Source organism: Kushneria sp. EE4, from assembly GCF_977968315.1.
Window position 1 is genome coordinate 2,126,591 of record NZ_OZ386212.1, and the last position, 14,585, is coordinate 2,141,175.

Annotated in this window: 11 protein-coding genes; 1 reads left to right on the forward strand and 10 read right to left on the reverse strand. The window is 64.1% G+C overall.

Annotation, left to right across the window (positions count from 1 at the left end):
- The first annotated feature begins 54 nt into the window (after window positions 1-54).
- The gene (locus ACXMYO_RS09800) at window positions 55-492 is read left to right on the forward strand and encodes a cupin domain-containing protein (protein ID WP_457808575.1); all 438 of its coding nucleotides are present in this window, start codon (window positions 55-57) and stop codon (window positions 490-492) included.
- Window positions 493-642: 150 nt separating this feature from the next.
- Here the strand turns inward: ACXMYO_RS09800 and ACXMYO_RS09805 are convergent, their stop codons facing one another.
- From ACXMYO_RS09805 to astD, 10 genes are all read right to left on the reverse strand, one after another.
- Window positions 643-3,879: an efflux RND transporter permease subunit gene (locus ACXMYO_RS09805; protein ID WP_457808576.1), complete on the reverse strand. Its 3,237-nt coding sequence runs from the start codon at window positions 3,877-3,879 to the stop codon at window positions 643-645.
- Window positions 3,876-5,039: an efflux RND transporter periplasmic adaptor subunit gene (locus ACXMYO_RS09810; protein ID WP_457808577.1), complete on the reverse strand. Its 1,164-nt coding sequence runs from the start codon at window positions 5,037-5,039 to the stop codon at window positions 3,876-3,878. The genes ACXMYO_RS09805 and ACXMYO_RS09810 overlap by 4 nt, the downstream gene beginning before the upstream one ends.
- Window positions 5,036-6,433 carry an efflux transporter outer membrane subunit gene (locus tag ACXMYO_RS09815; RefSeq protein ID WP_457808578.1) on the reverse strand — a complete coding sequence of 466 codons (1,398 nt, stop codon included), beginning with the start codon at window positions 6,431-6,433 and terminating at the stop codon, window positions 5,036-5,038. Before ACXMYO_RS09815 ends, ACXMYO_RS09810 begins: the two co-directional genes overlap by 4 nt.
- Before the next feature lie 271 nt (window positions 6,434-6,704).
- Entirely contained in the window at window positions 6,705-7,421 is a 717-nt protein-coding gene (locus tag ACXMYO_RS09820; protein ID WP_457808579.1) for a type 1 glutamine amidotransferase, read from the reverse strand.
- A 34-nt stretch (window positions 7,422-7,455) separates the two neighbouring features.
- Window positions 7,456-8,892: an ethanolamine permease gene (gene eat / locus ACXMYO_RS09825; RefSeq protein WP_457808580.1), complete on the reverse strand. Its 1,437-nt coding sequence runs from the start codon at window positions 8,890-8,892 to the stop codon at window positions 7,456-7,458.
- 154 nt (window positions 8,893-9,046) lie between these two features.
- Entirely contained in the window at window positions 9,047-9,421 is a 375-nt protein-coding gene (copM, locus tag ACXMYO_RS09830; protein ID WP_457808581.1) for a CopM family metallochaperone, read from the reverse strand.
- Between the two features lie 40 nt (window positions 9,422-9,461).
- Window positions 9,462-10,406, reverse strand: coding sequence for a carbohydrate kinase family protein (locus tag ACXMYO_RS09835; protein WP_457808582.1), 945 nt, complete (start codon window positions 10,404-10,406; stop codon window positions 9,462-9,464).
- Between the two features lie 98 nt (window positions 10,407-10,504).
- Entirely contained in the window at window positions 10,505-11,563 is a 1,059-nt protein-coding gene (locus ACXMYO_RS09840) for an NAD(P)-dependent alcohol dehydrogenase (protein ID WP_457808583.1), read from the reverse strand.
- A 93-nt stretch (window positions 11,564-11,656) separates the two neighbouring features.
- Window positions 11,657-13,024, reverse strand: coding sequence for an N-succinylarginine dihydrolase (astB, locus tag ACXMYO_RS09845; RefSeq protein ID WP_457808584.1), 1,368 nt, complete (start codon window positions 13,022-13,024; stop codon window positions 11,657-11,659).
- A 12-nt stretch (window positions 13,025-13,036) separates the two neighbouring features.
- Window positions 13,037-14,554, reverse strand: coding sequence for a succinylglutamate-semialdehyde dehydrogenase (gene astD / locus ACXMYO_RS09850; RefSeq protein WP_457809485.1), 1,518 nt, complete (start codon window positions 14,552-14,554; stop codon window positions 13,037-13,039).
- Between the last annotated feature and the right edge of the window lie 31 nt (window positions 14,555-14,585).

The window sequence follows — 14,585 nt, forward strand, 5'->3', positions numbered from 1 at the left end:
AGCGTTCACCTCTCCCGTCATTGTCGAGACCATTTCATCCGGAGAACGCATCTCATGCTGGAGACCATCACGATTGGCGGGATGACGCTTGAATTTTACGAAAGCCACGCAACCACCGGGGGGAAGCTTGATCTTTTTCGCATGACGGTACTGCCCGGCGCTCGCATGCCGGTCGCGCACTATCACGACCGCTGGGACGAAACCATTCTGGGTCTGGAGGGCAGGCTTACCCTGCGCGTGGCGGACGACGATATCGATATTGCCCCCGATGACTCCCTGTTCATTCCTCGTGGGACAGTCCACAGCTTTCACAACGCTTTCGATGAACCGGCGCGCTGTCTGTGCATGCTCACCCCCGGCGCCCTGGGGCCGGATTACTTTCGTGAGCTGGCAGCGCTGGTCGCCACGGGCACCCCCGACCCTGACGATATGGAAGCGATCATGCGCCGCTACGGACTGATACCGGTGCCCGAAAACAACGCATCGACCTGAGGGCAGACACCGTGACGACCGGTCCGGTGCAGTTGACAACACTGGACTCTCGCGCATGACGTTGACGATCCAGCGCGCCATGATGTGATCATCGATCAGGACGTTATGAAACCGCCGGCCCCTTCGGCTGGCGGCTTCATCATTGGTCCGTCAATCCAGCACCTCGGGCTCGCTGGCATCGGCCGGGGTCAGCAGGTAATAGAGCGCCGGCACCACGAACAGCGCCAGCAGCGTGGCCGAGACCAGTCCGAAGATGATCACCAGCGTCAGTGGCCGGTAGCTGGCACTGCTCATCGCCAGCGGAATCAGCCCGACAATGGTGGTCACGGCGGTGGTCAAAAGCGGGCGCAATCGGCGCGCGGCCCCGGCGGCAGCGGCCTCGGCCACGCTCATGCCTTCCTTGAGAAAGCCGTTCATGGTGTCGACCATGATGATGCCGTTGTTGATCGCAATCCCGATCAGCGACACCAGCCCGATCATGGCAAAGAACGAAAACGAGATCCCGAACGCCCAGAAGCCGATGGCAGTGCCGATAATCGCCAGCGGCATGGTGGCAAAGATGATCAGTGCCTGGCGGAAACTGCTGAACACGATCACCAACACGCCCACCACCAGGGTAATGGCCACCAGCATCGCAATGCCGATCGAGCCGACGGTGTCGGAGGTCTCGGCGGATTCACCGCCGATCGCCACGCGATAGCCCGGCGGCCAGTCACGCTGCAGGGCATCAAGGCGTGGGGCCACCTCACTCATGATTTCGGTCACGGTGCGGCCCTGGTTCTTGGCCATCACGGTCAGGGCACGCTCGCCGTTGACGTGGGAGATGGCAATCGCCCCCTCCGACTGGACCGGCGTCATGAGCTGGAACATGGCGATGGAGCGGCCATCCTGCTGGTAGGCGCGCACGCGGGAGAACTCCTCGACGCTGCCGGGGCCGCCCGCTTCCCCCTGCTGGCTGGGCCACTCCGTGCCCAGGCGAATGTCGATATCATCCTGGTCATCCGAGGTGGCAAAGGTGCCGATGATGTCGGAGCTGAACGCGATACGCACCTGGGCGGCCAGCTCCTCGTGGCTGATGCCGAAGAAACTGAGCGCTTCCCGATTGGGCTGCAGCGCCAGCTGGGGCTGCGGGGCGCCCAGGTTGTCGCGTACATCCACCACGCCGTTCGTTTCGGAGAGCACCTCCTGTACCTGAAGCGACAGCGCTTTCAGGGTGTCCATGCTGCCGCCGATGAGCTGCATCTCGATCGGATCGCCGGCAGAAGGACCGCTGCTTTCGGGCACGACCAGCAGTTCCGCCCCCGCCACGTTATCTCTCAGATAGTCGGCCAGCTCGGTCCGCAGGGTGTCCGCCAGCACCCAGGAATCTTCATCGCGCTGATCGCGGGATTTGAACATCACCGAGAAGCCGATGAAGTTCTCGGCCTCACTGGGCTGCAGCGAGGAAGCCGCCGAGCCGCCCGCGAAGGGGCTCTTGAGTCCGACCAGCTTGGTCACGCTCTCGAAGAAAGGTTTCTCGCGGAGTCTGTCTCCCACTTCATCGGCAATCAGCTGGGAGGTTTCCAGCGGCACGGTAGGCGGCAGCTCGATGTTGATCCCCAGCCGCTCGCCATCCGACGCCGGGAAAAGCTCAAGGCGCGCCTGGCTAAACGCCACGATCGAGACTAAAAACAGGGCGGCCGCGCCCGCCACCCAGAGCCATGACTGCCGGCGGCTGGCCAGAATATAGCGACTGCTCCAGCGCTCCAGACCGTCCACGGCCCGCTGGGTCACCCGATCCGCCATCCCCGGTTTTTTCTCGCCGCTTGATCGGGTCTGCCTGCCGAGCAGCACCCGGGACAGGGGCACCGCACAGAGCATCGCCACGACAAACGAGAGCACCAGACAAATGATGATGGTGGTGGGCAGCACCCGGACGAAGGCCCCCATGGTGCCGCCGATCGACATCAGGGGCGCCAGCGCCAGCAGGGTCGTGATCTGGGCTGCAAACACGGGTACCGCGTAGCGTTTGACGGTGATCAGCGCCGCCTGGCCGAAGGTGCGCCCGTTACGGTGGATTTCATCGTGCAGGCCCTCCATCAGAATGATGAAGATATCGATGATCATCACCAGCGCGATCACCATGCCGATAATCACCAGCTCGTTGAGCGAGTAGCCAAACATCAGGATGACCAGCAGCACACCGGCAAAGGTGACGGGCACCGCCAGACCGGCCACGATCGCCTCGCGCCACGAAATCGTGATAAACAGAATGGCGAAGACCACCAGCATGGTCTGCAGGGCACTGCCGAACACCTCCGACAGCGAGTCCTGAATCTGAACGCCGCCATCCTGCAAAATGGAGTAGTGCACCTGGTCGGACCAGGCGTTGGACGCCTCGAGATCGGCAAGTGCGGCGCGGATACGCGCCACCAGCTGTACCGTATCCGCCCCCGGTGACTTGGTGATGGAGATATCCAGCGAGGGCTGATAGTCATCGCCGCGTTCGCTGAAAAACGCCCGCGAGGTCTCGGCTTCCTGCATGCGCTTGACGGTGGCGACCTCGCCCAGGGTCAGTGCCCGGGAGCTATTGCTGTTCTCCAATCGGGAGATGGGCAGCGCGCGCAGATCCTCGATATCCGAAAAACGCCCTTCAAGGCGGACCACGGCGCCAATCTCCTGGCTGCGCACTTCACCAAAGGGCTGCTCGATATTGGCCTGCTGTACGGCGTCGCGTATCGCGGTAGGCGACACCCCCAGCGCCAGCAACCGCTCGGGGTTGAGCAGGATCTGGACGATATCCTCCCGCTCCCCGCCGATATTGACCTCGTTGACGCCCTGAACGCGCTCCAGCGCATCGCGAATCTGACGGGCGGTCTGATTGAGCGTGGCGGCGCCGGCATTGCCGTGAAGCGCCAGACTCATGATCGGGCGGTCATCCACCGAGCTCTGACGGATCCGAGGGCTCTCGACATCCGAAGGAAAGGAAGATTCGGCATCGGCCACGGCGGCGCGCAGCCGCGTCATGGCATCCACGGTATCGCTTGATGCCTCAAACTCGATGGAGATGGTAGACAGCGAATCAAACGAGGCGCTGTTGACCGATTTGACGCCGCTGAGCGTAGTGATTTCGTCCTCGATGGGATCGGTGATCTGCCCTTCCACCGAGCGCGGGTCAGCACCGGGCCAGGCCGTGGTGATACTGGCCTGGGGGATGTCCAGATCGGGCAGCGCCTCCTGCACCAGTGCCGAGTAGGCGAAGAGCCCGCCCATCAGCAGGGTCAGGGTCAAAAGGACCGCGAAGATCGGCTTGAGAAAGAAAAAGCGCATCAGCGGATGGGCGCTTCGCACCTCGGGCGTTTCGCTTTTGCGTTCCGGTTTGGCCGGCGGTGGCGTCGGTGTGGTCATGGCTGCGCCTCGATGAGTCTGACGCGCTCACCGTCGGCCAGTCTGGCCCGCCCATCGGTAACCACCCGCTCTCCCGGGGACAGGCCCTCCACCACTTCCCGGCGCTGGCTGGCCTGCTGACCGAGCTGCACGCTGCGCTCGTGAACGCGGCCCTCGGCCTCGTCATACACGTAAACGAAGGCCTGATCGTTTAAAAAGCGCAGGGCATCCACCGGCACGGTCAGCACATCCCTTTTCTCGGGCTCGGCCATCCAGGTGGCCACGAAGGCGCCATCCTGCAGGCGCGGATGATCCTCGGTGGTGTGAATGATGATTTCAAAAGTCCGCGTTTGCGGGTCCAGTGACGGGCTGATGGCATGTATCTCGCCTGCCACCTGGTTTTCCAGTCCTTCGGGGTCGACACCCTCCATGCGCTGCGGTGGCCGCCCGCCAATGATCGCGCGCGCCCCCACCTCGATCTGGTCAAAATTATAGGCGGGCAGATCCACGCGCACCTCGAACCGGGTGGGATCGATCACCAGCGCCGGCACTGTCTGCAGGGCACTCTGTTCGGAAGTGGAGTCCACGGTGCTGGGCATGAAGTAGCGTCCCTGCTCGATGTTCAGGCGGGCCAGAACCCCATCGATGGGCGAGACGAGCCGGGATTCATCGAGCATGACCTCGGCCTGGGCGATCTGCGCCCGGGCACTGCCCTGCGTCGCCCGCGCCTGCTCGACCTCCACTCGCGCCTGATCCAGCTCCTGGGCAGACGCCGAGCGCTGCTCGATCAGTCGCTCATACCGTTTCTCGGTGACCTGCGCCAGCGACAGATTGGCTTTTGCCTCACTCATGGCCGCACGCGCGGAAGCCAGTTCCGCCTCCAGTCGCTCCGGGGCCTGATGGGCAATCAGCTGCCCCTTGCTGACCGGCGCACCCACGCGCAGGTCCTGATCCACGTAAGAGACCCGGCCCTGTTCGGTAAAACTCAGGTATTCACGCTGCATGGAGCGGGCGGTGCCCTGGCTGTAGACCCACCCCTGCAGGGACGTCATTTCGGCGGACTGTACGCGCACGCTGACCGCTGGCGCCTCCTGTGCCGGCGCCTTTTCGTCTTCGCCACCGCCGCAGGCGCTTAACATCAGCAACAGGGCCAGGCCCGGTGCCATGAGGATCATTTTCATAACGCAGAAGTTCCTGTAACAGACGGATCAAGCGCCGAGACGGTGTCGAAACCGCCTCCCAGAGCAAGATGCAGGGCAATACGATTTTCCAGCCGATCATATTGGGCGGTGATATACGCACTGCGGCTGTCCAGTGCACGCTGCTGGCTCTCCAGTACGTTCAAAAAAGGCTCAATGCCCTGCCTGTAGCGGTTAAACGAGACACGTACCGCTTCCTCGGCGTAGCCGGCCGATTCATCGGTCTGGGTGACGCGCTGTGCCAGCAGGTTGTCCACGGCAAGCGCCGTTTCGACTTCCGACAGGGCGGTAAGCGCCACTTCGACGTAGGCATAAAACGATTCATCAAGCTGGCCTTCCGCCACATCGGCCTGGGCACGCAGCCGCCCGCCCTGGAAAATCGGCTGTACGAGATTGCCCGCAATCGTCCAGATGAAGGAGCCACTGCTGAACAAGTCCGACAGTTCGCTGCCCGTCGAGCCGGTACTGCCGGTCAGTGACAGCGATGGCAAAAAGGAGCGCTCGGCCGCACCCAGACGATAGTCGGCCGCCAGCAAAGACCACTCGGCGCTGCGCACATCGGGCCGACGCGCCAGCAGTTCGGCAGGAACACCGGCGGCGGGCAGCGGTGGCACCGCGGGCAGTTCGCGGGTGGTGACCAGCCCACCAACGGGATAGTCCCCCATCAGGGTTTCCAGCTGACGCGTCACGCGGGCCAGATTTTCACGACGCTGTTCAAGCCCTGCCCGGGCAGAGCCAAGGTTGGCATAGGCCAGAGTGACATCGGTCGGCGAGACAATTCCTTCGTTAACGCGGTTCTCGACCTGACGGGCAAACTCGCTGAGCGCCTTGACTGTCCGCTCGGAGAGATCCACCTGGGCGCGGGCCTGAACGACGCCGAGATAGAGCGAGACCACGTCTGCCGCCAGAGACTGATGCATCCCCCTGAGCTGCTCGCTGGCGGCGAGATAATCCGCCTGGCCCGCCGCCGAAAGGGAAGAAAGACGCCCCCACAGATCGACTTCCCAGCTGACATCCAGCGTGGCGTTATGGCTGTTGGTGATGGAGTAGCCCTCTCCCTCGCCGCCGGGTATCCCCACGCCGGGGCGTCGCTGTCGGCTACTGTTCAGTCCGGCACTGAGCTGGGGCAGGAGATCGGCGCGATCACCCCGGGACTGCGCCTCGGCAATGCGCGCCCGCGCAATGGCCTGTGCAAGGCCCGGGTTATGGTCCAGAGCGCGCTCGACAAAACGGTTTAACTGCGTGTCGTCAAACTCGCGCCACCAGGTGTCCGACACAAAGGCCTCCTGCCCGGACACGGCCAGAAAGGCGCCCGGCAGTTCGACCGGCAGCGGGGTCTGCTCGGGCCGGTGCACCGTCGTGCAGGCGGATACCATCAGCCCGAGACATAAAGGAGCCGCTGACCTGGCCAGCATTGATAATGACATCGGCATGTATTCAACCCGTTGCAAGTCATTGCAGCAACCTCCCGGGGAGCTACCCCACCGGGAGCCGCAATTTTGCCGAGGAGAATATCAGAGAAGCATCAATGACAAGCTGAAAGCAGAAGAGAGAAACAGGGCTAAATGAGGCTCTGACGCAGGCAACGATACATGCCGGCGGATACCGCCGGCTGACCGGGCCACCTCTACAGGCGTTTTCACGCCGTCACGCGGCCGATCCCGCCTGGCGCATGAAGTTGACGATCCAGCGCGCCATGAGGTGATCATCGACCGGCGCATGATGCGAGGCCATACCCTCGCGGCGGCGCCGGTCCGGCAGTTTCTCGCTCTTGTCTGCCATCAGGTCCGCGCTGCACGCCTTCGAGAACTCCGGGTGGCCCTGCACACTCATGAAACGCGGGCCGTACTGCAGCAGATAGAAGGGGCAGAACGGGCTTTCGGCCAGCACCTCGGCGCCTTCGGGCAGTGCCAGTACCTGATCCTGATGGCTCACGATCAGATCCAGCCCGGCCTGCCAGGGCGTCATCCAGGGTTTGCGCCCCACCACGGTATTAAACGACACCCCCACGCCCCAGCCGCGATCGCTCTTGCCGGCGTGACCGCCGAGTGCCTGGGCCATCGCCTGATGACCAAAGCAGATGCCGACCACCGTTCGGTGGGTGGCGTGAAGACGGCGGATCAGTTCAAGCAGTGACGCGATCCACGCATGGTTTTCGTACACGCCGGCCTTGCTGCCGGAGATCAGCCAGGCATCCACGCCGTCAAAATTCGTGGGCACTTCCCCGTCGTGGACCCGCCAGGTCACGAACTCGAGAGTGGGGTCCACCGCCTGTAAAAGCCCCGCGTACAGGGCCGGATAGTTGCCATGCACGCGGGCCACATGCGGGGCCAGATCATCACACTGCAGCAGACCGACTTTCATGCGCGCGCTCATCCCTTCTCGTCGTTGAACCCTGTCATTTCAGCGTCGCCTCGGCGCTGGCAATGGCGTCGAACTCCTCCTCCGGGGCCTGCGCCACCAGCCGCTTACGGCTGTAAAACCCGAACCAGGCCAGCATGATGGCGTAGAAAAGCCCCGCCCAGAGCGCGGCCTGCAGGCTGACCACAAACGTCGAGATAAAGGCGATGACCGCAAGCCCCAGCGCCACCCCCGAGGTCCAGCGCCCGCCCGGCGTTTTATAGGGCCGCTCAAGGTCGGGTTCGCGAACGCGCAGAAGCCAGTGCGACAGCGTCATCATGGCATAGGAGATGGTGGCGCCGAACACCGCCATAGTAATCATCAGATCGCCCTGCCCGGTCAGCGACAGCAAAAATCCGATCACCCCGGGCACCACCAGCGCCAGCACCGGTGCCCCGCGACGGCTGGTGATCGACAGTATGCGAGGGATATAGCCGGCTCGGGAGAGTGCAAAGACCTGACGCGAATAGCCGAAGATAATCGAGAAAAACGAGGCGATCAGACCGAACAGCCCGATCACGTTCACAAAGCCCGCCGCCCAGCTGCCGGGGCCGTACACCGCCGCCAGCGCGTCTACCAGCGGCGCCGCCGAGGTGCTCATGGCGCTGGCACCGGCCCCGCCGGGCGCCAGCAGCAGCATGCAAAAGGCAAACACCAGCAGTACGGCCATGGCCGCGATAATGCCGCGCGGCATGTCGCGGCCAGGGTGGCGGGACTCTTCCGCGGCCAGCGGCACACCCTCGACCGCCAGAAAGAGCCACATGGCAAAGGGAATCGCGCCCCAGATGCCCATGTAGCCGTTGGGCAGAAAGGCAGAGGCCCCCACCGCATCGCCGGGGGCGATATCGAACAGACGTGCGCTGTCGAAATGCGGCAGCATGCCGGCGATAAATACAAGAATTGCGACCACGGCCAGCGCCGTGACGCCCATCATGATGCGAAGCGCCTCCCCCGCGCCCCACAGATGCAGGCCCACAAAGGCGATATAGAAAACCGCATAGACCAGCGGCCCATCAAGGCCGATCAGGGAGTTGACGTAGCCACCGATGAAAATCGCAATCGCCGCCGGGGCGATGGCGTACTCCAGCAAAATGGCGGTGCCGGTGATATAGCCGCCCCAGGGGCCCATGGCGCGGCGGGCGAAACTATAACCGCCGCCGGCGGTGGGCAGGGACGAGGAGAGTTCCGCCAGCGAGAGCACCATGGCGGTATACATGAGGGCCATCAAAACGGTGGCGATCAGCATGCCGCCAAAGCCACCCACCCCGATGCCCAGATTCCAGCCGGCAAAATCGCCGGAGATCACATAGGAGACCCCAAGCGTTGCCAGCAGCACCCAGCCGGCGGCACCCTTTTTGAGCTGGCGCTTGTCCAGATAGTCCTGCGCCACGGCGTCGTGACGAACGCCGCTGTCCTGCTTCGTATCCTGTGTCATGACGACACCTCGCGATTGTTGTTATTGGTCGCGTTGTAACGGGTCGCCTGCAGACGATCCCGTATCCCGGACACCCCTCAGGGCAACCCGGAACGTCCTGTCATCATGCCCTGTTCCGGCGCCGGGATCGAGAGGCCGGCGCCCTGGTGGTGATTTACTCCTGCGGCTGATCCTCATGCTCATTGATCCAGCGTTCGAGCAGCTCGATTTCACGCTGCTGGGCATCGATCACTTCACGGGCCAGCGCACGCATCTGCTCGTCGCTGCCGTGCTCAAGCTCGATGCGCGCCATGTCGACCGCGCCGCGGTGGTGGGCCAGCATGCCGCGGGCAAAGTCCATATCGACATTGCCGCTGGGGTCGATCGCCATGTCGTGATGCATGCGCTGATTGGCATCACTAAAGGCCTGCGCCGCCTGGTCGGCGTCACCGTCTTTTGAGACGTGGGTTTCGTGTGAGGCCGGTGCATCCGCCAGTGCCGTCGTGGACAGCAACAAAAGTCCGATGATTGAAATGACGCGATATGACATTGAGAACCTCCCTTTTCTCTTTGATCACCGTGCACGCTATTTACGCCACGATCTGATGGCGACGCGGCAGGTCCGGCCCGCGCTGCTGGCAGGTGTGCGCCGCCGCACGCATGGCAAACTCGGCCATCTCGCGGCGCTGCTCCGGCGTCAACTGCCCCGGCCCCTCGGGCGTGGCCAGCCCCTTTTCATCAAGCCATGCCAGCAGTGCGGCCATGAAGCTGTCGCCGGCGCCCACGGCGTCCACCACGCTGATCGCCTCGGGCGTGAATGATTCGCTTCCCTCTTTCGTGAACACTGTCACGCCCTCGCCGCCGCGGGTCATGATCACCATCGGGCAGCGATCACTGAGCCAGCCGCAGATCACCGCCTCAAAGTCCTTGTCCGGGTAGAGAGCCTCAAGATCCTCGTCGCTGATCTTGATCAGATGGGCATGGCCGGCAAAGGTATCGATACGCTCGCGCCAGCGCGCCACGTCGGGCTCGACCTTGAGGCGAATATTGGGGTCCAGCGAGATCAGGCAGCGGTCACTCTCACGAGCGACCAGCGTCTCCAGCGTGTCACTGGTGGGCGAGACCGCCAGCGCGTAGGAGCCCACATGGATGGCATGCACCGCATCAAGAGTGGATGGCAGATGCGTCGTCTCCAGCATGCGATCGGCGCCGCACTGGTTGTAGAAGACGTAGCGCGGCGAGCCGTGCTCATCGAGGGTGACCATGGCAAGGGTGGTGGCGCTGCCGGGTATCTCGACCATCAGGTCGGTATTGACCGATTCACTGGCAAGCACGGCGCGCAGCCGCTCGCCCAGCGCATCCGGGGCCAGGCCCGTGAGAAATGCCGACGAACGCTCAAGGCGCGACAGCCCGATGGCCACATTCATGGGTGAGCCGCCGGCCACCGCCGTAAACGACAGGGATGACGCGTCCGGGGCCACCTGCCCTGCGTCGGAAAAGAAATCAAAAAGGGCCTCGCCGCAGACCAGAAACATCGACTTGCTCCAGAAATTCATAAAGGCACCAGCTTAACGCACCCGTGACCAGGCGTCGTGGCCGCCGGATTGTCGACGGCCCTGATCCGCTGGTGCCATCAGCGGCGATCGTCGTCGGCCACTCTGATCTGCAGCTTGACGTCGGTGGGCCGCGCTTCCACGGCACGATCAAAGGCCGCCACGCTCTGCTCGAAATCAAAGGTCTCAACGATCAGCGGCTTGAGATCGACCTTGCCGGAGGCGATCAGCTCGATGGCGCGGTCATAGACGTTGGCGTAGCGAAAGACCGTCTCGATGCGCACTTCCTTCGTCTGGGCCACTACCACATCCAGGCTGACCTTCTCGACCGGCATGCCGACCAGCACCAGCGCTCCGCCCGGGCGCACGCAGCCCAGGGCATCGTCATACACGCGCGGGCTGCCGCTGGCCTCAAACACCACATCGGCCCCCCAGCCTTCGCCGGTCAGCTCGGCGACACGCTCGGTGAGCGAGTCGTGGGCCACGTTGACGGGGATCAGACCCTTGTAGCCGGCGGCGATGGCAAGCTTGTCATCGACCACATCAGAAATCACCACCCGGCTGGCGCCGGAGGCGAGTGCGGCCAGCGCCACCATCAGCCCGATCGGACCGCAGCCGGTCACCACGCAGGTATCACCCGGCTGAAGCCCTGCCTTGACCACCGCCTGCACACCCACCGCGAACGGCTCGACCATGGCGCCTTCGGCAAAGGAGACATTGTCCGGCAGCTTGAAGGTAAACGCCGCCGGATGGATGACCTCGGGTGTGAGACAGCCGTGGATCGGCGGGGTGGCCCAGAAGCGCACCGCGGGGTCGACGTTGTACATCCCCAGCTTCGAGGCTTTTGATGTCGGGTCAGGAAGGCCCGGCTCCATGCAGACCCGGTCTCCGGGGGCAAGCGTGGTGACATTGGCGCCCACTGCCGTCACGGTACCCGAGCCCTCGTGGCCCAGCACCATCGGTTCTTCAACCACGAAGGGGCCGATGCGCCCGTGGGTGTAGTAGTGGATATCGCTGCCGCAGATGCCCACGGTGTGCATACTGATGCGCACGTCATCCGGGCCAACCTCATCAGGCAGTTCGATCTCGCGCAGTGCCAGCTCGTTCTGACGCTCCAGTACCAGTGCCTTCGCCTTCATGTCATGACCTCCCTGTCGTTGTAATGGACTGCCCTGCAGTGTCAGCGTTAGCGGGCGCTGGCGCGCTACCACCATGGTCTTATAAAGCTGGCCTTATTCCGCCATGCCTTCCCGCTGAAAAGGATAGATCGACCCCAGTTTCAGCAGGCCGGTGAGTTCTTCCAGCGCGGTGAGCGATTCGTGTGCCAGCTGCGGATCGGCAAGATCCTCAAGCGCCAGGCGGTCACGGTAGTGGCGCTCGACCCAGCCGGTGAGATCGCGATACAACGCGTCATCCAGCATGACCCGCCCGCTCATGGCCTGACGCTCGGCCTCAGCAAGCACCACCCGCAGACGCAGACAGGCCGGGCCGCCGCCGTTGCGCATGCTCTGCTTGACGTCGCGCACTACCACCTCACTGATCGGGTTGTTGCCACCCAGCAGCAGGCTCTGAATCGTCATCCATACCGCTTCGTCGGCCTCGCACTCCCCCGGTACCACCAGCGTCATGCTGCCATCACTCTGACTCAGCAGCTGGGAGTTGAAGAGATAGCTCGCCACCGCCGTTTCCAGCGACACGGCCTCCTCGGGCACCCGGATGGGAATCAGCGGCTGGCCGTCGGCGCGCGCCGCCAGCCGGTCGCGCAGCGCTTCCAGCACGGCGCGTTCATCAAAAAAGGCGCGCTCGTGATAGAGCAGCACCGGGCCGTTGCCGACGCAGATCACATCGTTATGAAACACGCCCGCGTCGATGGCGGCCGGATGCTGCTGGGCAAACACGGTCTGCTGATCGCTCAGACCGTGCTGGCGTGCCAGCGCCCGACATGCGCGAAGCGTCTGGCGCGGGTGATGATGCCTGGGCGCCGCCAGGGTGTCCGGCGCCGGATCACCGTGGACGAACAGATGCACGCCCGGCCCCCCATGATCGGCACACAGCCTCGTATGGTTGGCCGCGCCCTCATCGGAAAACCAGGGCGTGGCGGGTAGCGCCGGGTGATGGGCGAAGTGGCGTTCATCGGCGAAGATGGCCTTGAGCGTTCGCGCGGTCTGGGCAGACTCGATCGAGCGGTGCAGCGCCGACTGCAGGTTGGCCGGCGTCACATGCACGCGCGAATCCAGCGTGTCGCGCGAAGGCGTGACGGTGGCAGCGTTGGCCGTCCACATCGCCGCCGCTGAGCAGGCCGCGTATAAAAGCTCCGGGGATTCGCTGCCCACCCGCGGCAGCACCTCCTCCGGCGCGCCGCGATAGCCGAGCTGATGCAACAACCGCATGTCGGGGCGCTGCTGCGGTGGCAGTACCGCCTGGGGAAAGCCGGCATCAAGTGATGCCTTCATCTTTTCAAGCCCCTGCAGCGCCGCCTCGCGCGGGTTGGAGACCAGCCCGGCATGGCGCTTCGAGGCCAGATTGCCGCGGGCCAGGCCGCCATGGTTGTGCGTCGGCCCGACGAGGCCGTCAAAATTGATCTCGAGTGCGTCACTCATGTTGCTTCCCCCTCATGTCGCCTGCTCGCCATCAAACCCGTCCAGCGTGATGCCCGGCGGCAGTTGATCCGGCAGCACCAGCGTATCGCTTTCCATCGAGGCGACCGGCCAGGCACAGTAGTCCGCCGCATACCAGGCGCCGGGGCGATGATTGCCGCTGGCGCCCACGCCGCCAAAGGGCGCATCGCTGGCGGCACCGGTGGTCTGGCGGTTCCAGTTGACCACCCCGGCCCGAATGCGCAGCACGAAGTCTTCCCAGACCCGGTCAGTGCCGCCGAGCAGCCCGGCGGCCAGCCCAAAGCGGGTGTTATTGGCCTCGGCAATCGCATTTTCCCAATCAGGATAACGGTATACCTTTAGCAGAGGTCCGAAATACTCCTCGTCCGGTACCTCGAGTCCGGTGACATCGATCAGCCCCGGCGAGACCAGGCTGGTGCCTTCCTTCAAAAGCGTCATGCGCGACAGCACCCGCGCGCCCATCGATTCAAGCTGCTGCTGGGCATCGATCATCTTCTGCGCCGCCGCCGGCGAAACCAGCCCGCTGTAAAACGGCTCCTGCTCACCAAAACCGTCGAGTCCGTCAAACTGCGGCCCCACCACCAGAGTGGACAAGGTCCGGCGCAGGGCCTCGATCAGTCGATCACCCTGTGCACCCTCGGGCACCAGCAGGCGCCGGGCACAGGTGCAGCGCTGCCCGCCGGAGACATAGGCCGATTGAACGATGGTCAGCACCGTTGCCTCGAGATCCTGGGGCACGTCATGCACCAGCAGCGGATTGTTGCCGCCCAGCTCCAGTGCCAGCATCGTATCCAACCGCCCACCCATGCCCTCGTGTAGCCGCCGGCCGGTGCCCTCGCTGCCGGTAAAGAGCAACCCGTCGATCCCGCGGTGACCGGCCAGCGCCTGGCCGGTCTCGATGCCGCCCTGCACCAGATTGATCACGCCCGGCGGCAGCCCGGCCGCCTGCCAGCAGGCAAGCACCAGATCGGCCGTGGCCGGGGTCAGCTCACTGGGCTTGAACACCACCGTATTGCCGGCCAGAAGCGCCGGCACGATATGGCCGTTGGGCAGGTGGCCCGGGAAGTTATAGGGGCCGAAGACCGCCATGACCCCGTGCGGGCGGTGACGAACCACGGCGCGCACGCCGGCGTTGTCCCGCGCCCGCGTGGGCGTGCGTTCGTGGCAGGCGGCAATGGAAATGGCGATCTTGCCGATCATGGCCTGCACTTCGGTGCCGGCCTCCCAGCGCGGTTTGCCGGTCTCTCGGGCGATGGTATCGGCCAGTGCGTTGCGGTGATGCTCCAGACGCTCGCGAAAGGCTTCCAGCAGCGTGATACGCGTCTCGATCGGCGTTCGCGCCCAGTAGGGAAAGGCCTGGCGGGCGGCGGCAATGGCGTGATCCACCTGAGCGGCGCTGGCGCTTTGACCCTGCCAGAGTCGTTCGCCGCTGACCGGGTCATGCTTGTCAAACGCTGTCCCCTCGCCCGGCGTCCACTGCCCGCCCACCAACAGCTGCTGTGTGATCTCGATACTCATCTCGTCCTCCATGAACATGGTGCGC